At 76.4% G+C, this 17477-nt stretch carries 17 protein-coding genes; 11 read left to right on the top strand and 6 right to left on the bottom strand.

Annotation, left to right across the window (positions count from 1 at the left end; genetic code table 11):
• Positions 1 to 158 precede the first annotated feature (158 nt).
• From GJV82_RS09550 to GJV82_RS09535, 3 genes are all read left to right on the top strand, one after another.
• On the top strand, positions 159 to 647 hold the full coding sequence (locus GJV82_RS09550) for a VOC family protein (RefSeq protein WP_155099063.1): 489 nt from the start codon (positions 159 to 161) through the stop codon (positions 645 to 647).
• 809 nt (positions 648 to 1456) lie between these two features.
• Positions 1457 to 2905, top strand: a complete 1449-nt coding sequence (gene argG / locus GJV82_RS09540) for an argininosuccinate synthase (protein ID WP_155099061.1) — start codon at positions 1457 to 1459, stop codon at positions 2903 to 2905.
• 225 nt (positions 2906 to 3130) lie between these two features.
• Complete coding sequence (locus GJV82_RS09535; protein WP_155099060.1) at positions 3131 to 3787, top strand: YigZ family protein; 657 nt, start codon at positions 3131 to 3133, stop codon at positions 3785 to 3787.
• Positions 3788 to 3863: 76 nt separating this feature from the next.
• On the opposite strand, the gene GJV82_RS09530 is transcribed toward GJV82_RS09535, so the two are convergent.
• The gene (locus tag GJV82_RS09530; RefSeq protein ID WP_155099059.1) at positions 3864 to 5285 is read right to left on the bottom strand and encodes a UTP--glucose-1-phosphate uridylyltransferase; all 1422 of its coding nucleotides are present in this window, start codon (positions 5283 to 5285) and stop codon (positions 3864 to 3866) included.
• Positions 5286 to 5379: 94 nt separating this feature from the next.
• Between GJV82_RS09530 and GJV82_RS09525 the strand changes: the two genes are divergently transcribed.
• Positions 5380 to 6918, top strand: a complete 1539-nt coding sequence (locus GJV82_RS09525) for a lipase maturation factor family protein (RefSeq protein WP_155099058.1) — start codon at positions 5380 to 5382, stop codon at positions 6916 to 6918.
• Between the two features lie 152 nt (positions 6919 to 7070).
• Here the strand turns inward: GJV82_RS09525 and GJV82_RS09520 are convergent, their stop codons facing one another.
• Both GJV82_RS09520 and GJV82_RS09515 read right to left on the bottom strand, forming a co-directional pair.
• Entirely contained in the window at positions 7071 to 7691 is a 621-nt protein-coding gene (locus tag GJV82_RS09520) for an L-threonylcarbamoyladenylate synthase (protein WP_155099057.1), read from the bottom strand.
• Positions 7692 to 7781: 90 nt separating this feature from the next.
• Complete coding sequence (locus GJV82_RS09515; RefSeq protein ID WP_155099056.1) at positions 7782 to 8762, bottom strand: threonine ammonia-lyase; 981 nt, start codon at positions 8760 to 8762, stop codon at positions 7782 to 7784.
• A gap of 95 nt (positions 8763 to 8857) precedes the next feature.
• On the opposite strand from GJV82_RS09515, the gene GJV82_RS09510 reads away from it, so the two are divergent.
• The 3 genes from GJV82_RS09510 to GJV82_RS09500 are packed head-to-tail and all read left to right on the top strand — an operon-like array spanning position 8858 to position 11827.
• Positions 8858 to 9790 carry a LysR substrate-binding domain-containing protein gene (locus GJV82_RS09510; RefSeq protein WP_318657476.1) on the top strand — a complete coding sequence of 311 codons (933 nt, stop codon included), beginning with the start codon at positions 8858 to 8860 and terminating at the stop codon, positions 9788 to 9790.
• A gap of 49 nt (positions 9791 to 9839) precedes the next feature.
• Positions 9840 to 10970 (top strand): Dyp-type peroxidase, encoded by a 1131-nt coding sequence (locus tag GJV82_RS09505; RefSeq protein ID WP_318657475.1) that lies wholly within the window; start codon positions 9840 to 9842, stop codon positions 10968 to 10970.
• Positions 10967 to 11827, top strand: coding sequence for a family 1 encapsulin nanocompartment shell protein (locus GJV82_RS09500; protein ID WP_024839715.1), 861 nt, complete (start codon positions 10967 to 10969; stop codon positions 11825 to 11827). The genes GJV82_RS09505 and GJV82_RS09500 overlap by 4 nt, the downstream gene beginning before the upstream one ends.
• A gap of 13 nt (positions 11828 to 11840) precedes the next feature.
• On the opposite strand, the gene GJV82_RS09495 is transcribed toward GJV82_RS09500, so the two are convergent.
• Positions 11841 to 12695, bottom strand: a complete 855-nt coding sequence (locus GJV82_RS09495; RefSeq protein WP_155099054.1) for a UbiA family prenyltransferase — start codon at positions 12693 to 12695, stop codon at positions 11841 to 11843.
• 97 nt (positions 12696 to 12792) lie between these two features.
• Between GJV82_RS09495 and GJV82_RS09490 the strand changes: the two genes are divergently transcribed.
• Genes GJV82_RS09490 through GJV82_RS09475 form a run of 4 tightly spaced genes read left to right on the top strand, consistent with a single transcriptional unit; the run spans position 12793 to position 16000 of the window.
• Entirely contained in the window at positions 12793 to 13932 is a 1140-nt protein-coding gene (locus tag GJV82_RS09490; RefSeq protein ID WP_155099053.1) for a type III polyketide synthase, read from the top strand.
• Entirely contained in the window at positions 13929 to 14492 is a 564-nt protein-coding gene (locus tag GJV82_RS09485) for an isoprenylcysteine carboxyl methyltransferase family protein (protein ID WP_155099052.1), read from the top strand. The genes GJV82_RS09490 and GJV82_RS09485 overlap by 4 nt, the downstream gene beginning before the upstream one ends.
• Entirely contained in the window at positions 14489 to 15577 is a 1089-nt protein-coding gene (locus GJV82_RS09480) for an NAD(P)/FAD-dependent oxidoreductase (RefSeq protein WP_318657474.1), read from the top strand. Before GJV82_RS09485 ends, GJV82_RS09480 begins: the two co-directional genes overlap by 4 nt.
• A gap of 60 nt (positions 15578 to 15637) precedes the next feature.
• Positions 15638 to 16000 (top strand): ACT domain-containing protein, encoded by a 363-nt coding sequence (locus GJV82_RS09475; RefSeq protein WP_155099051.1) that lies wholly within the window; start codon positions 15638 to 15640, stop codon positions 15998 to 16000.
• A gap of 70 nt (positions 16001 to 16070) precedes the next feature.
• Here the strand turns inward: GJV82_RS09475 and GJV82_RS09470 are convergent, their stop codons facing one another.
• Together GJV82_RS09470 and GJV82_RS09465 are read right to left on the bottom strand one after the other, a co-directional pair.
• The gene (locus GJV82_RS09470; RefSeq protein WP_155099050.1) at positions 16071 to 16736 is read right to left on the bottom strand and encodes a GNAT family N-acetyltransferase; all 666 of its coding nucleotides are present in this window, start codon (positions 16734 to 16736) and stop codon (positions 16071 to 16073) included.
• A partial coding sequence (locus GJV82_RS09465) for a penicillin acylase family protein (RefSeq protein ID WP_196217215.1) occupies positions 16733 to 17477 on the bottom strand: 745 nt, incomplete at its 5' end. The genes GJV82_RS09465 and GJV82_RS09470, both read right to left, overlap by 4 nt.

Here is a 17477-nt window from a genome sequence, read left to right as displayed (position 1 = left end):
CTGCCGCCCCAGCGCGGGCAGGGTCACGAGGGGCCGTCACGCACCGCCGTGGCGACCCCTCCTCGTCTGTGCTGGGTGGTGAGGTGTCCGCGGTGGTGATGGTGTGAATGAAGCGCTTGGCACACTATTTTTTCCGCAAGGCCACTAGAGTCGGGGGCATGACCGACGAGACCACCCCGCCGCCCGCCGTCCGCCAGCTCCGCCTCGTCGTCGAGGCCGAGGACTACGACGCCGCCCTCGCCTTCTACCGCGACGTCCTGGGCCTCCCCGAGCGCATCGCCTACGCCGACGGCGAGGACGACCGCGTGGCGATCCTCGACGTCGGGCGCGCGACGCTCGAGATCGCGAACCCCGCGCACAAGCGGGCGATCGACGACCTGGAGGTCGGGCGCCAGGTGGCCGGGCACCTACGCGTCGCGTTCGAGGTCGACGACGCCCAGGAGGCGACGCGACGCGCGGTCGAGGCCGGGGCGGAGCTCGTCGCTCCCCCGACGACCACGCCCTGGCGCTCGCTCAACTCACGCCTCGACGCCCCCGCGGGCCTCCACGTCACGCTGTTCCAGGAGCTCGACGGCGAGGAGGGCGTCCCGCCCGGCGTCGTCACCGAGTCCGGGGCCGGCGACGATCCCGCTGCCCGCCGGGGCTGACGCCTCGACCCACGCGCGCCGCACCTGCTCGAAGCGCGTCGGCAGCGGCGCGCGCACCGCGCCGTAGCGCGCGTTCGTCCGGTGCACGAACCGCCGCCACGACAGCACGAGACCCTGCTTCGTGATCGGCAGGCCGCTCGACACGGTGACGCCGTTGTCGTGCGTGTGGTGCACCGTGAGCAGCAGCGCGCGCGGCACCGAGCCCTCCAGGTCGGCTGCGAGCACCTCGCGCACGGCCATCCAGCGGCGCAGCACGACGACGACGCTCGCGCTGAGCACGTGCTCGCGGACCGTGCGGTGCTTGCCGTGCGTCAGCACGACCCTCCCCTCCCCCGCCCGCGCCGTCGACGGGCCGAGGTCGATCGCGTCGGTCGTGCAGCGCAGGAGGTCGCCGTACCGGGCGCCGGTGGCGCGCGTGAGCCCCGCGACGACGGCCAGGCGCACCGTCTCGGGCTTCGCCGACTCGACCATGGCCTCCGTCGCGAGCAGGCGCCACACCCACTCCGCCTCGGCGAGCGTGACCGTCGGGCGCGGGTAGCGGGACGCCCTCCCCTGCGCGCCCGGCGCGACGGCGCGCGTCGTCCCGGGCTCGGCGTCGGCACCGCCCGGTGACACCGGGGCCTCGCGGGGCGCGCCGTCCGGCGGCGGGCCGTCGGGGCCGGCGGGTGGGACGACATCGTCGGTGCGCATGGTGAGGACCGTACTGCTTGGCACACTTTTTGTGCGGATGGCGCGCCGCGACGCGCCGGGAGGAACCCGGCGCGCGGCCTCAGATTGAATACCTATGCAGAATCGCGCATACTTTGACTATGTCCAAGGTTCTCACCTCCCTGCCCGTGGGCGAGCGCGTCGGCATCGCGTTCTCCGGCGGCCTCGACACGTCCGTCGCCGTCGCCTGGATGCGCGACAAGGGCGCCGTGCCGTGCACCTACACCGCCGACATCGGCCAGTACGACGAGCCCGACATCGCGTCGGTGCCCGGCCGCGCGACCGCGTACGGCGCCGAGATCGCGCGCCTCGTCGACTGCCGGGCCGCGCTCGTCGAGGAGGGCCTCGCCGCCCTGGCCTGCGGCGCGTTCCACATCCGCTCGGGCGGCCGCGCGTACTTCAACACCACTCCCCTGGGCCGCGCCGTCACCGGGACCCTGCTGGTGCGCGCGATGCAGGAGGACGACGTCCAGATCTGGGGCGACGGCTCGACGTTCAAGGGCAACGACATCGAGCGGTTCTACCGCTACGGCCTGCTCGCCAACCCCGCGCTGCGGATCTACAAGCCGTGGCTCGACGCGGACTTCGTCGCCGAGCTCGGCGGGCGCAAGGAGATGTCGGAGTGGCTCCTCGCCCACGACCTCCCCTACCGCGACAGCACCGAGAAGGCGTACTCCACGGACGCCAACATCTGGGGCGCGACGCACGAGGCGAAGACGCTCGAGCACCTGGACACCGGCATCGAGACGGTCGAGCCGATCATGGGCGTGCGGTTCTGGGACCCCGAGGTCGAGATCGCGACCGAGGACGTGACGATCGGGTTCGTGCAGGGCCGCCCCGTGTCGATCGACGGGCGCGAGTTCGAGTCCGCGGTCGACCTCGTCAAGGAGGCCAACGCGATCGGCGGTCGTCACGGGCTCGGCATGTCGGACCAGATCGAGAACCGCATCATCGAGGCGAAGAGCCGCGGCATCTACGAGGCCCCCGGCATGGCGCTGCTCCACGCCGCGTACGAGCGCCTCGTCAACGCGATCCACAACGAGGACACGCTCGCGCAGTACCACACCGAGGGCCGCCGCCTCGGCCGGCTCATGTACGAGGGCCGCTGGCTCGACCCGCAGGCCCTCATGATCCGCGAGTCCCTGCAGCGCTGGGTCAGCACCGCCGTGACGGGCGAGGTGACGCTGCGCCTGCGCCGCGGCGAGGACTACTCGATCCTCGACACGACGGGGCCCGCGTTCAGCTACCACCCGGACAAGCTCTCGATGGAGCGCACCGAGGACTCGGCGTTCGGCCCCATGGACCGCATCGGCCAGCTCACCATGCGCAACCTCGACATCGCGGACTCGCGCGCCAAGCTCGAGCAGTACGCGGGCATCGGCATCGTCGGCACGACCCACGCCGCCCTCATCGGCGCGGCGCAGGGCGCATCGACCGAGCTCATCGGCGCCATGCCCGAGGGCGGCGCGGAGGTCATCGCGTCGCGCGGCAAGGTCGAGGAGGACGACGCGCTCCTCGACCGCGCCGCGATGGAGTCCGGGACGGACTGACCGTCTCTCCTCGCGCGCCGGTGCCCGGGTCGGAGCCCTCGACCCGGGCACCGCTGCGTCCGGGCCAGCACGCCCGGACGGCTTCGTCCGGGACCGGAGCATCAGGACCGGTGCTCTCCGGACCGGTGCTCTCCGGACCGGTGCGGTTCGCGCCGTGGCGCTCTGTCGCGCCCGCGGGCGGGGCCCCGGACGGGGCCCCCTCCTCGCGCCGCTAGGCTCGCTCGCATGAGCACGGGTACCGGCGAGCTGTGGGGCACGATCGCCCGTCCGGTCGACCACGAGCTCGTCGTCAAGAAGTCGCGGTTCCTCGCGCACCTCTCCCCCGTCGCGACCGTCGCCGAGGCCGACGCCGTCGTCGCGCGGCTGCGCAAGGAGCACTGGGACGCCCGGCACCACTGCGTCGCGCTCGTCGTCGGCGCGCACGCCGACCAGCAGCGCTCCACGGACGACGGCGAGCCCTCGGGCACGGCGGGGATCCCCATGCTCGAGGTGCTGCGCCACCGCCGGGTCACGGACGTCGTCGCCGTCGTCACGCGGTACTTCGGCGGGGTGCTGCTCGGCGCGGGCGGCCTGGTGCGCGCGTACTCGACCGCCGTGAGCGAGGCCCTCGACCGGGCCCGCCCGGTGCGTCGCGCCGTGCTCACCGCCGTGCACGTCGACGTCCCGCACGCCGACGCGGGTCGCCTGCACGGCGTCCTGCGCGACTGGTGCACCCACCACGACGGCACGCTCGACGACGTCGCGTACGGCGCCGTCGCCGCGTTCACCGTGCTCGTCCCGCCCGCCGCGCTCGACCGGTTCGACGCCGACCTCGCCGCGGCGTCGTCCGGCGCCCTCACCGCGCGCCGGGGCGACAGCCGCGTCGTCGACCTCCCGGCCTGACCCCACCCGCCGACCATGCGGTCCTGCCCCGTGCGGGGCCGCTCCTGGGCAGCAACCGCATGCTCGGCGGGGAGGGTCAGTCGCTGACGCCGTCCGGGCCCACGACGGCGCCGTCGGGCACGCGGGCGGAGCCGCCTGGGTCGGCCAGCACGGCGTCGCCCGTGACGGTGACGCCGGAGCCGAAGGCCCAGTCCCCGCGGACCGTGAGCGACCGCGCGGCGCACAGGGAGGGCGTGCCGTCGTCGAACCGGGCGTCGAACGCGGCGATGGTCTTGTAGTGCGCAGGGTCGAGGTCGACGAGCGGCGCGTCGGTGCGCGCGACGAACCGGTAGGCGTCGTCGAGGTCGTAGACGTCGGAGCGCAGCACCAGCAGGTCGTTCGTCGTCTTGACCGGCAGGAACCGGTCGCGGCCCACCTCGATCGCGACGGCGCCGTCGAACACCTCGACCGCCGCGCCCATGGCGGACTCGATCTGCACGACCTCGGGCGACGACGGGTCGGTCGGGTCCACGGTCTTCGTGTTCTTGATGAGCGGGAGCTCGAGCACGCCACCGGTGCGGTCGAGCTCGGCCGCGAGCGCCTCGAGGTCGAGCCAGAGGTTGTTGGTGTTGAAGTACCGGTGCCGGGAGATGTCGGCGGCGGCGTCCTGGTCGTCCTTCGGGGTCTGGGCGGTCTCGCGCAGGACGAGGCGGCCGTCGCTGCGGCGGACGACGAGGTGTCCGCCCTTGCGGTCGGCGGGGGTGCGGCGGGCGACCTCGGCGGCGAAGGGGGCGCCGCTGGTGGCGAACCAGCCGGCCATGGTGGCGTCGGGGGCGGCGCCGAGGTTGTCGGAGTTGGAGACGCTGGCGTAGCGGTAGCCGGCGTCGAGGAGGGCGCGGAGGGCGCCGGAGGCGTGGAGGGCGGTGTAGAGGTCTCCGTGGCCGGGCGGGCACCATTCGAGCTCGGGGTCGGCGGGCCAGTCGACGGGGGTGAGGTCGGTGGCGAGGAGCTTGGGCTCGCGGTTCTGGAGGAAGTCGAGCGGGAGGCCGGTGACGGGGAGGTCGTCGTGGGGGGTGAGGGCGGCGAGGGTGTCGGCCTGGGTGCGGAAGGAGTTCATGAGGAGCAGGGGCAGGGGTGCTCCGGTGGTGTGCCGGGCGGCGCGGACCTGGGCGACGATGACGTCGAGGAAGGTGAGGGGGCCGCTGTCGGGGCGTTGGGGGTCGGTGTCGCGGACGGTGAGGAGGGACTTGGCGCGGTCCATGCCCATGGAGGTGCCGAGGCCGCCGTTGAGCTTGATGACGGCGGTGCGTCGCAGGGCGTCGCGTGCGGTGTCGTCGGGGACGTGGAGGTCGTCGCGGTGGGTGACGTCGGTGAGGGGTTCGACGTCGGCCTCGGGGATCATGCCGGTCGCGCCGGACTCGAGGAGCCGGTAGAAGCGGGCGAAGACGTCGACGGCGGCGGGTGCGACGCCGGCGTCGCGCATGCGGTCGGTGGACTGGGCGAGGCCCTGGCTGCTCATGCCCTGATGGTAGGGGCGGGGTGTGGCGGGTGGCCTGGTGGCGGGGGTGGGCGGCGCGCGGGTGAGACGCGGATCACGTGCCTACCGTGAGGGGATGACGGGCGGGTGGTCGCCGGGTGAGGCGGGCTGGTGGGGGTCGTGGTTCTGGGGGGCGGACTACGACGTGGCGCGCGAGGTGCTGCAGCGGGGTACGGCGGCGGTGCTGGTGGTGGCGTTCGTGGTGGTGGTGCGGCAGTGGCGTCCGTTGCTGGGTGAGCGGGGGCTGCTGCCGGTGGCGGGGTTCGTGGCGCGCACGTCGTGGCGGGTCGGGCCGAGCGTGCTGCGGTGGCGGTGCTCGGACGGGTTCGTCGTGGGGCTCGGGTGGTGCGGGGCGGTGCTGGCGACGCTGCTGGTGGTGGGGGTGCCGCAGCGGGGGCCGTGGTGGGTGACGACGCTCGCGTTCCTGCTGCTGTGGGCGGCGTACCTGTCGGTGGTGAACGTGGGGCAGCGGTTCTACGGGTTCGGCTGGGAGTCGTTGCTGTGCGAGGTGACGTTCCTCGTGGGGTGGTTGGGCTCGTCGGGCGGGGGTGCCGCTCCCCCGGTGCTGGTGCTGCTGGCGGCGCGGTGGTGCCTGTTCCGGGTGGAGCTGGGCGCGGGGCTGATCAAGCTGCGTGGGGACCGGGCGTGGCGGGACCTGACGGCGCTGGACTATCACCACGAGACGCAGCCGCTGCCGGGCCCGTTCTCGTGGCACGCGCACCACCTGCCGCGGTGGTGGCACCGGGTGGAGGTGGCGGGCAACCACGTGACGCAGCTGGTGGTGCCGTTCGCGCTGTTCGCGCCGCAGCCGGTGGCGAGCGTGGCGGGCGGGGTGGTGGTGCTGACGCAGGCGTGGTTGCTGGTGACGGGGAACTTCGCGTGGCTGAACTGGTTGACGGTCGTGCTGGGGCTGGGCGTGGTGAGCGACGGCGTGTGGGCGGCGCTGGGGTCGTGGCTGGTGCCGGCGCTGGGTGCGGGGTCGGTGCCGGACGGCGGCGGGTCGGGCGTGGGCGGTCCGGTCGCGCTGGTGGTGGCGGTGGTGGCGGTGTCGGTGCTGCTGGCCGTGCTGAGCGTGCGCCCGGCGCGGAACCTGGTGTCGCGTCGCCAGCTGATGAACGCGAGCTTCGAGCCGTTCCGGCTGGTCAACGCGTACGGGGCGTTCGGGTCGGTGTCGCGGCGTCGGGACGAGGTGGTGGTGGAGGGGTCGACGGCGCGGTCGCCGGGTCCGGACGACTGGGTGGAGTACGCGTTCCGCGGCAAGCCGGGTGACGTGTCGCGGCGTCCGCCGCAGGTGGCGCCGTACCACCTGCGGCTGGACTGGCAGATGTGGTTCCTGGCGTTGGGGTCGCCGGGCACGCGCTGGTTCGAGGTGCTGCTGCTGCGGCTGCTCGAGGCGGACGGGCCGACGTTGCGCCTGCTCGGGGCGGACCCGTTCGCGCACGACCCGGAGGGCCCGGCGCCGCGGTGGGTGCGGGCGCGCGTGTTCCGGTACCGGTTCACGACGCGCGCGGAGCGGCGGCGCTCGGGCGACTGGTGGGTGCGCGAGGAGCGCGGGACGCTCGTCGACCCGGTGGACCTGGTGCGCCTGCGTCGTCTGCTGGGCCCGCCCGGGTGAGCGCCGAGCACGGGGTTGCTGTCGTCATCGGGCGCTTTCCGGCAGCAACCTCGTGCTCGACGGCGAGCGGGGTCGTTCTCGGCGCACGTCGCCGGGCGCAGCCGTTCGGGACGGGGTGGGCCGGTTCCGGTGAGAGCGAGGTGCGCGGTTGGCTACTCGAAGCGCGCGGGGTCGCCCGCGCCGACGCGCACGACCTCGGGGACGCCGTCGGACACGTCGACGACGGTCGTGGGCTCGCTGCCGCGCTCGCCGCCGTCGACGACGGCGTCGACGACGTGGTCGAGCTCCTCCTTGATGGCCCACCCGTCGGTGAGCGCCTCGGTGGAGCCGGGGAGGATGAGCGAGCTCGACAGGATCGGCTCGCCGAGCGCGGCGACGATGGCTTGCGCGACGGTGTCGTCGGGGATGCGGACGCCGACGGTCTTCTTCTTGGGGTGGGCGAGTCGGCGCGGCACCTCGGAGGTGGCGCGCAGGATGAACGTGTAGGGGCCGGGTGTGGCGGCCTTGATGGAGCGGAACACCGCGTTGTCGACCATGACGAAGTGGCCGAGCTGGGCGAAGTCGGCGCACACGAGCGTGAAGTGGTGGCGGTCGTCGAGGTGGCGGATGCGGCGGATGCGCTCGGCGGCGTCGCGCGCGTCCATGCGGCACCCGAGCGCGTACCCGGAGTCGGTCGGGTAGACGACGAGGCCGTCGTCCTCGAGGAGCGCGACGACCTGCGCGATCGCGCGCGGCTGCGGGTTGTCGGGGTGCACGTCGAGGTAGCGGGCCATGGCCCGAGCCTAGGCCCGGCCGCCGCTGCGGGCAGGTGGTGCGGCGCGCCGCGCCCGTGCGCCCCGACCTCGCGGCGGCGGTGGGTGCGCTCAGCGCGGCAGGTGCGCGCACACGCGCCGCAGCTCCGCAGGGCTCGCGTTGCCGCCCGAGCACACGACGCCGACGCGCCGCCCGGCGAACCGGGCGGGGTCGGCCAGGACGGCGGCGAGCGCTGCGGCGCCCGCGCCCTCGGCGACGGTGCGGGCCGCGGTGAGGTAGAGGGCGGCGGCGCGGTCGATCGCGTCGTCGTCGACGAGGACGAAGTCGTCGAGGTGCTCGCGCAGCACGGCCTGGGTGAGGTCGAACCCGGTGCCGGTGGCCAGGCCCTCGGCGCGGGACGTGTTCGGGCGGGACACGGGCTGCCCGGCGCGCCACGAGTCGTGCGCGGCGGGTGACGCGGAGGACTGGACGGCGACGACCTCGAGGCCGGGGGCGACCGCGCGGGCGACGAGGCACGCGGCCGCGGCGCCGCTGCCGCCGCCCACGGGGACGACGAGGACGTCGAGGTCGGGGGCGTGCTCGAGCAGCTCGACGTACGCGGTGGCGACGCCCGCGACGAGGAGCGGCTCGTTCGCGGCGCTGACGAGGCGCGACCCGTCGTCGGCGGCGAGCGCGGTGGCGTGCTCGCGCGCGTCGTCGAACGTGGTGCCGGCGAGGACGAGGCGGGCGCCGAGGTCGCGCACGGCGGCGGCCTTGGTGGGGTTGGGGTCGGTGGGCATGACGACGGTGCACGCGGCGCGGGCGGCGCGGGCGGCGTGCGCGACGGCCTGGGCGTGGTTGCCGGTGGAGAATGCGGTGACGCCGCGGGCGCGGTCCTCGGGGGTGAGGCGCAGCAGGAGGTTGAGGGCGCCGCGGACCTTGAACGCGCCGGTGGGCTGGAGGTTCTCGTGCTTGACGACGACGCGCGCCCCGGTGGCGCGGTCGAGCGCCGGGTAGGTGCGTGCGGGCGTGAGGTCGAGGTGCGGCGCGAGGAGCCGGCGGGCGTCGAGGACGTCGCGCATCGTGGGCGGGGCGAGGTCTGCGGGGGCCATGTGTCCACGGTGCCGCGCGCCGACTCATCGGTCCAATGCCTGTTCCGACTGGACCGATCGACGCGGCCTATGATTCGTCCCATGAGGGCGGGGACGTGGACCTGACGCGGCTGCGGGTGCTGGCGGCGGTCGCGCGCGAGGGCTCGGTGACGGCGGCGGCGCGATCGCTGCACTACGCCCAGCCGTCGGTGAGCCACCACCTGGCGCGCCTGGAGGCGGAGGTGGGGGTGCCGCTGCTGGAGCGGCACGGGCGGGGCGTGCGCCTGACGGCGGCGGGCCGGCTGCTCGCGGCACGCGCGGAGGAGATCCTGGGGCGCGTGGGCGCGGCGCGCGAGGAGCTGGACGCGCTCGTGTCGCTCTCGGCAGGGCGGGTGCGGCTCGCGGCGTTCCCGTCGGCGCTGGCGACGCTCGTGCCCGACGTCGTGGGGCGGCTCGCGCGCGACCACCCGGGCCTGGGCGTGGGGCTGGTCGAGGCGGAGCCGCCGGAGGCGCTCGACGCGCTGCGGCGCGGCGCGGTGGACGTGGCGCTGGTGTTCGAGCACGACCGCTCCCCCGTCGACGTCGAGGGCCTGCGCGCCGTGCCGGTGCTGGCCGAGGAGCTGTTCCTCGTGCGCCCGGCGGGCCCAGGGGACGCCGGCACGGACGACCGCCCGGGTGCCGGGGACGACGCGGCGCCGGGCCGCGACCCGGACGACGCACCCGTGGACCTCGAGCCGCTCGCCGACACCGCGTGGATCGCCGGGTGCGAGCGCTGCCGGGCCGACCTCGTGGGGCGGTGCGAGCGTGCCGGGTTCACGCCGCGCGTCGCGTTCGAGACGGACGACTACGTCGCGGTGCAGGCGCTCGTGGCGTCGGGGGTCGGCGTCTCGCTCCTGCCGGCCCTGGCGCTGCGCGCGCACCGGGACCCGCGCGTGGTCGCGCACGCGCTGCCGGGCGCGGCGCGCCGCGTGCTCGCCGTCACGTACGGGGAGCGACCGGCCCCGGGCGCGGCGGCCGTCGTGGACGGGCTCGTCGCGGCTGCGCGCTGAGCGTCGCGGAGCGCGTGCGCTCGGCGGGCCTGCGTGGGACGCTCGCCTCGTGCCGCAGAACACGACCCAGGGAACCGGTGCGAGCGTCGCCGTCCCGGCGGGCGTGCCCGAGCCCCAGGCGGTGCTGGGCGGCCTGACCGAGTCGGCGGTGTTCCTCGTCGTGTCCGCGTCGGGCGTGCCCGGGTCGCGCGCCCGGCTGCTCGACGTCGCGTCGTCCGTGAACGACCTCGTGCGCGCGGTCGGCTTCCGCCAGGCCGCGGCGGGCCTGACGTGCGTCGTCGGCCTCGGGTCCTCGTTCTGGGACGCGGTCCGCCCTCCGGGCGCGCCGCGGCCCGAGGGGCTGCACCCGTTCCGCGCGGTGCACGGCGCGGTGCACGACGCCCCGTCGACCCCGGGCGACGTCCTGTTCCACGTGCGCGCCGACCGTGCGGACCTGACGTTCGAGCTCACGCGCCAGCTCATGGCGGCGCTCGGCGACGCGGTGCGCGTCGAGGACCACGTCACGGGCTTCCGCTACTTCGACTCCCGCGACCTGCTCGGGTTCGTCGACGGCACGGAGAACCCCACGGGCCGGGCCGCCGTGGGCGCCGCGATCATCCCGGACGGCCCGTTCGCCGGGGGCAGCCACGTCGTGGTGCAGAAGTACGTGCACGACCTCGCGGCGTGGGGCGCGCTGCCCGTCGAGGCGCAGGAGCGCATCATCGGGCGCACGAAGCTCGACGACGTCGAGCTGCCCGACGACGTGCAGCCCCCGGACTCGCACGTCTCGCTCAACACGATCGTCGAGGAGGACGGCACCGAGCGGGACGTGCTGCGCGACAACATGGCGTTCGGCGACCCCGCCGCGGGCGTGCTCGGCACGTACTACATCGCGTACGCGGCCGACGTGGGCGTCGTCGAGCGCATGCTCGACCGCATGTTCGTCGGCAGCCCGCCCGGCCGCTACGACCGCATCCTCGACGTGTCGACACCCCTGACGGGCACGTCGTTCTTCGTCCCGTCGCTCGACCTGCTCGAGTCGCTCGCCGACGACGCCCCGGACGTGCTCGACGCGGCCGACCCCGGCCCCCCGCCGGCCGACGCGACGCCCCCGTCCGCCGCCGCACCCACCGCCTCACCCGCCACCGCCGCGCCCGTCGGGTCGCTCGCGATCGGGTCGCTGAGAGGAGAACCGTCGTGAGCGTCACGGAACCGGACCCGGGCTCGGTCGCCCCCACGAGCGGCGCGGGTGCGCCGGGTGACTCGACGCTGCACCGCTGGCTCGCGCCCGTCACGGACGCCGCGTGGGCCGAGATCGCCGACGAGGCGCGGCGCACGTTCGTGCGCAACGTCGCGGGGCGGCGCGTCGTCGACGTGACGGGGCCGCTCGGCTTCGGCACCGCCGCGGCCCGCACGGGCCACGTCACCGACGTCGAGGCGCCCCACGACGGCATCCGCGCGCGCCTGCGCGGCGTCGTCCCGCTCGTCGAGCTCCAGGTGCCGTTCACCCTCTCGCGCCAGGCGGTCGACGACGTCGCGCGCGGCTCGAAGGACTCGGACTGGCAGCCGGTCAAGGACGCCGCGACGGCGCTCGCCCGCGCCGAGGACCGCGCCGTGTTCGAGGGGTACGCCGCCGCCGGGATCACCGGCATCGGGCCCGGGTCGGACAACCCGCCGGTCGCCGTACCGAGCGACCCGCGCGACCTGCCCGACGCCGTCGCCGCCGCGCAGACCGAGCTGCGCCTCGCGGGCGTCGAGGGCCCGTACGCGCTCGTGCTCGACGCCGACCTGTACACGGCCGTGTCCGAGACGCGCGACCACGGCTACCCGATCCGCGAGCAGCTCGAGCGCATGGTGCAGCGCGACATCGTCTGGGCGCCCGCCCTGCGCGGCGGCTACCTGCTCACCACGCGCGGCGGGGACCACGAGCTGACGATCGGGCAGGACGTGTCGATCGGGTACCTCGACCACACCGCCGACGAGGTCCGCCTCTACCTGCTCGCGTCGCTCACCTTCCAGACGTACACCGCCGAGGCGTCCGTCCACCTCACGCGCTGACCCGCAGGGCCGGTCAGCCCGCGAGGACGACGGCGGGCGCGGCGAGCACGAGCAGCACGACGCACACGCCGGCCACCGCCATCGACAGCGCGAACGGGGCGCGGCTGCGCGGGCGCGCGACCCCGCTCCCCCCGGCCGTGACGGCCAGCACGACGGCGACCGCCCCCAGCGCCCAGCCCGCCGGCCCGGGCGGGCCCGGCGGCGCGAGCACGACGAGCACCGACGCCGCGCCGAGCAGCACGGGCGCGAGGACCGTGCTCGCCCGGCGGCCGAGGCGGTGCGGCAGCCCCCGCACCCCCGTGGCCGCGTCGTCCTCGAGGTCCGGCAGCGTGTTCGCGACGTGCGCACCGACGCCGAGCAGCGCGGCCGCCGCGACCGCCCACGGCGCGGGCCGCCCGTCGCCGGGCGCCGCGAGCACGACGAACACCGCGAGCAGCCCGAAGGACAGCGCGTACGGCGCCCACGACCACCACGTCGCCTTGAGCACCGCGTTGTACGACCACGCGCTCGCGACCGCGACGACGTGCACGGCCCCCGGCACGACGCCCGTCGCGAACGACAGCACCACGCACGCCCCGAGGGCGACGAACGCCGCGGCCCGCAGCACCCCGGGCGTCACGAGGCCCGCCACGACCGGCTTGTCCGCGCGCCCGACGGCGAGGTCGCGGCGCGCGTCGAGCCAGTCGTTGCACCACCCGACCGAGAGCTGGCCGGCGAGCACGGCGAGGGCGACGAGCGTCGTCGTGCGCGCCCCGGCCCCGATGCCGGCGCTCAGCACGAGCGCGAACGCGGTGACCATCACCGTGGGCGGGAAGTGGCTCGCGACGACGAGGGCCCGCACGAGCCCGCCCGGGCGACCGGTCACCATGGGCGCAACCTAGCCCGACCGGGCGCCGCGCGCGCGCCTGCCGGCGCGACCCGCCGCACCCCGCGCGGGCGGGCCGGGCCGGTGCGACGATGCGGGCATGTCGCGAGTCGTCGCCGTCGGGACCTCGCTTCCCGAGCACGCGTACCGTCAGGACGAGATCTCCCGGGTCACGAGCGAGCTGCTCACGGACGACCCGGTGCGCCGCGCGCTCACGCGCCGCCTGCACGCCCACGCGGGCGTCGAGACCCGTCACCTCGCCCTGCCCCTCGCCGACTACGGCGGGCTGTCGTTCGGGTCCGCCAACGACGCGTTCCTCGCCCACGGCACCGACCTCGCCGAGCGCGCGTGCCGCGCCGCGCTGGACGACGCCGGGCTGCGCGCCGACGAGGTGGACCACGTCGTCCTGACGACCGTCACCGGGGTGGGCGCGCCCACGCTCGACGTGCTCCTCGCCGCCCGGCTCGGGCTGCGCGCCGACGTGCGGCGCACGCCCTCGTTCGGGTGGGGGTGCGCGGGCGGCGCGGCCGGGCTCGCGCGCGCCGACGACCTGCTGCGCGGGCGACCGCGCGACGTCGCGCTCCTCGTCGCGGTCGAGCTGTGCTCCCTCACGCTGCAGCGCGGCGACCCGTCCACGGCGAACCTCGTCGCCTCCGGCCTGTTCGGCGACGGCGCCGCCGCGGCCGTCCTCGTGGGCGACGAGCACCGCCTCGCGCGGCGCCCCGGCGCGTACGGCGCGCCGCGCCGCCGCCCCGGCGCCCGCGTCGTCGAGTCGCGCTCCCACCTGCACCCGGGCACCACGGGCGACCTGGGCTGGCGCGTCGGCGACACCGGGTTCGAGATCGTGCTGTCCGCGCGCCTGCCGGAGCTCATCGGCGCGCACCTGCTGGGCGACGTCAAGGCGCTGCTCGCCGAGCACGACCTCGAGCCGGCCGACGTCGGGGCGTGGGTCGTCCACGCGGGCGGCCCGCGCGTCCTCGACGCGGTGCGCGACGCGCTCGGCCTCGACGACGAGGACCTCGCGACCAGCCGGGACGCCCTGCGCACGACCGGCAACCTGTCGTCGGCGTCCGTGCTCCACGTGCTCGCCGCGACGCTCGCGCGCACCGACGCCCCGCCCGGCGTCCCCGCGGTCCTCCTGGCGTTCGGCCCGGGCGTGAGCACCGAGCTCGTGCTGCTGCGCCTCGAGGGCCGTGCGCCCCGGAGCGCGGCCGCGACCCGGCAGGGGGCACGCGCATGAGCCTCGCGTGGTACGTCGCGCTCGTCGGCGCGACCGCGCTCGAGCGGCTCGCCGAGCTCGTCGTCTCGGCCCGCAACGCGCGCTGGTCGTTCGCGCGCGGCGGCGTCGAGTCCGGGCGCGGGCACTTCCCCGCCATGGTCGCCCTGCACACGGGGCTGCTCCTCGCGTGCGTCGCCGAGGCGTGGCTCGCCGACCGCCCGTTCCTGCCGTGGCTCGGGTGGCCCATGCTCGTCCTCGTGCTCGCGAGCCAGGGCCTGCGCTGGTGGTGCATCGCGACGCTCGGTCCGCGCTGGAACACGCGCGTCATCGTCGTGCCCGGCCTGCCGCTCGTGGCGCGCGGGCCGTACCGGTGGCTGCGCCACCCCAACTACGTCGCCGTCGTCGTCGAGGGGTTCGCCCTGCCGCTCGTGCACTCGTGCTGGGTGACGGCGGTCGCGTTCACCGTGCTCAACGCCGTCCTGCTGGCCCGGTTCCGCATCCCCGCCGAGGAGCGCGCCCTCACGCTCGCGACCACCGCGACCCGCCCCGGCGCCGACGCACCCGGAGCGGGCACGCCGTGACCCGCGCGCGCACCGACGTGCTCGTCGTCGGGGGCGGGCCCGTCGGGCTCGCCGCCGCGCTGCACGCGCGCCGCGCCGGGCACGACGTCGTCGTCGTCGACCGCCGCGCGGGCGTCATCGACAAGGCGTGCGGCGAGGGCCTGCTGCCCGGCGCGCTCGCCGCCGTCCTCGACCTGGGCGTCGACCCGCCCGGGCACCCGCTCGCCGGCATCAGCTACCGCGACGCCACGCGCCACGCCGACCACCCGTTCGCCGCGGGACCGGGCCGGGGCGTGCGCCGCACCGCGCTGCACGCGGCGCTGCGCGAGCGCGCGCTCGCCGAGGGCGTGGTCGTCGAGCACGCGACGCTGCGCACGCTCACGCAGGACGCCCGCGGCGTCGACGTCACCCTCGACCCGCACGACGACGCGCCCTCCGACCAGGGCGACGGTTCGCGCGTCGTCCGGGCCGACTGGCTCCTGGGGTGCGACGGGCTGCACTCGACCGTGCGGCGCCTCGCCGGTCTCGAGGCCCCCGCACGCGGTCGCGCCCGGTTCGGGCTGCGCACCCACTACCGCGTCGCGCCCTGGACCGACCTCGTCGAGGTGCACTGGGCGCCGCACGCCGAGGCGTACGTGACGCCGGTCGCGCCCGACGTCGTCGGCATCGCCGTCCTCACCCACCGCGACACCTCGCGCGCCGGCGGGCGCGACGCACGGGCCGGCCTCGACGCGTTCCCCGAGCTCGCCGACCGCGTGCGGGACGTGCCCGTCCTCGGGCGCGTGCGCGGCGCCGGGCCGCTGCGCCAGCGCGCCCGGCGCCGCACCGCCGGGCGCGTACGGCTCGTCGGCGACGCGTCGGGGTACGTCGACGCGCTCACGGGCGAGGGCGTGCGCGTCGGGCTCGCGCAGGCGCAGGCCGCGGTGCGCCACCTCGACGACGCGGCGGCGTACGAGCGCGCGTGGGCGCGCGCCACGCGCGACTACCGCGTGCTCACCGCAGGGCTCCTGGCCTGGGCGGGCAGCCCCGCGCGCCGCGCGATCGTGCCCGCCGCGAGCGCCGCGCCGTGGCTGTACGGGGCGGTCGTCGAGCGCCTGGCGCGGTGAGCGACCTCCGCGCCCGACGGCGCGGGCGGGGTGTGGGCGCGGACCGCTACGGTGCGGCGCATGACCTCGCTGGACCTGCACGTCGTCCCCGACCGATTCCTGCTCGCCCACGTCCCGGGCGCCACGTTCCCCGAGGACGACGAGTGGGTCGCCCTCGTGCGCGCGCCCGAGGGGCTGACGGTGGTGCGGCACGCGTCGCCGTTCGACGAGGCCGAGCGGTGGGCGGGGTTCTACGGGTCGGCGCACGGGCTGGAGACGACGGGGGTGCTCGCGTCCGTCGTCGGGCCGCTCGCCGAGGCCGGGGTGCCGGTGTTCGTCGCGTCCACGTTCCACGCGGACCTGGTGCTCGTCCCGGAAGGGCGGCTGGCGGCTGCGACCCGCGCGCTGCGCGACGCCGGGCACGCGGTCGCCGGCGCGCGCTGAGGTCCCTGAGGTCCGCGCGGCGCGAGGCGCCCGGTCGGGTCGGGGGCGGGCGCCGGGACCCCGGCGTCGCTCAGCGGCGCACGGCGGCCGCGGCGGCGTCGAGGAGGGGGCGGGCGCGCTCGCGCGTGAGGAACGCGAGCAGCGCGTCCTTGTCGCCGACGCGCACGGGCGCGGCGACCTCGAACCCGAGCGTGCGCATGCGGGCGTGGGCGCGGTCGTTCGCCGTGTCGGGCTCGACGACGACCCGGTCGGCGCGCGGGTCGTCGAGGCAGAACCCGACGACGAGCGGGCCGAGCGCGTCCCACAGGCGCGTCCCGCGCGGGCCGCGACCGCCGAGGAGGAAGTGCGCGCCGACGTCGCCCGGCCGCACGACGTAGGCGTCGGCGACGGGGTCGTGCGCGGGCTCGTACGTCTGCAGGAGCGCGACGGGCTCCGCGTCCCAGCGCACGAGGAACGCGTGGTGGGTGGGCAGCGACCCGACGTGCGCGTAGAGGTCGCGCAGCGCGGACCGCGTCAGTCCGCCGAGGCCCCAGAACCGTGCCCACGGCCGGCTCACCCACGCGTGCAGCACGTCGAGGTCGGCGTCCGGGTCGAGGACGCGCAGCGTGAGCTCGCCGCCGTCGGGCGCGGTGTGGGTGCGCAGGAGCTCGCCGGGCGTGCCCGTGCGCAGGGGGCCCTCCCCCGGGCCGGGCAGGCCGCGCGCCGGGTCGGGGGCGCGCGTGGTGGGCGCGGTCATCGGGACTCCTCCAGGGTCAGCCGGGTCCAGTCGGTCACGACGGGCACGGTCGCGGCGTGGGCCCACGCGTCGAGCTGGTCCGCGAAGTGGGGCGAGCGCGGGTCGCCGCTCGCGCCGAACGGGACGCCCCAGCGGCTCGCGTCCCGGTCGGCGAGGTCCCACACCCACCGCGCGACCGATCCGCGCACGCACGTGTCGGTGGTGCCGGGTGTGCTCGCTGTGCATCGCACGGTGTCGGTGTCGCCGCCGAGCGGCACGGCCGGAACGCGCGGCGCGGGGGCGCCCGGGACGTCGAGGAGCACGTGCAGTCCGAGCACGCGGTGCGTGTCGCCCCACGTCGGCGCCGGTCCGGTGCGGCCGTCGTCGGCGTGGGCCACCTCGGCCAGCGCGGCCCACGCCTCGGCGGCGCAGTCGATCCCGAGCCACGCTGCGCCGAGCAGCGCGGGCAGGGCGTCGGCGACGCGCCCCGGGACGGACATCCACGGCGCGAACACCTCGTCGAGGCCGTGCGGCGCGTGCAGGGGTGCGATCGCCGGGTGCGCCGTGACCCGGCGCACGAGGGCCGACCTCCATGCGGCGAACAGCGCCGCGTCGGTGCTGCCCGCGTCCATGCGCCGGTCCCACGCGCGCAGCCGGGCCGCGGCGCGCGCGGTCGCGGGCGCTCGCCCGCCCGGCTCGTCGTCGAGCCACCGCAGCAGGCCGTCCGCGCCGCCGAGCAGCGTGTCCGCGTGCACGCGCGCC

This window comes from Cellulosimicrobium composti, assembly GCF_009711085.1.
Taxonomy (GTDB): Bacteria; Actinomycetota; Actinomycetes; order Actinomycetales; family Cellulomonadaceae; genus Cellulosimicrobium; species Cellulosimicrobium composti.
The sequence above is the reverse complement of the archived record's forward strand: the minus strand, read 5'-3'. Positions and strand labels throughout refer to the sequence as shown.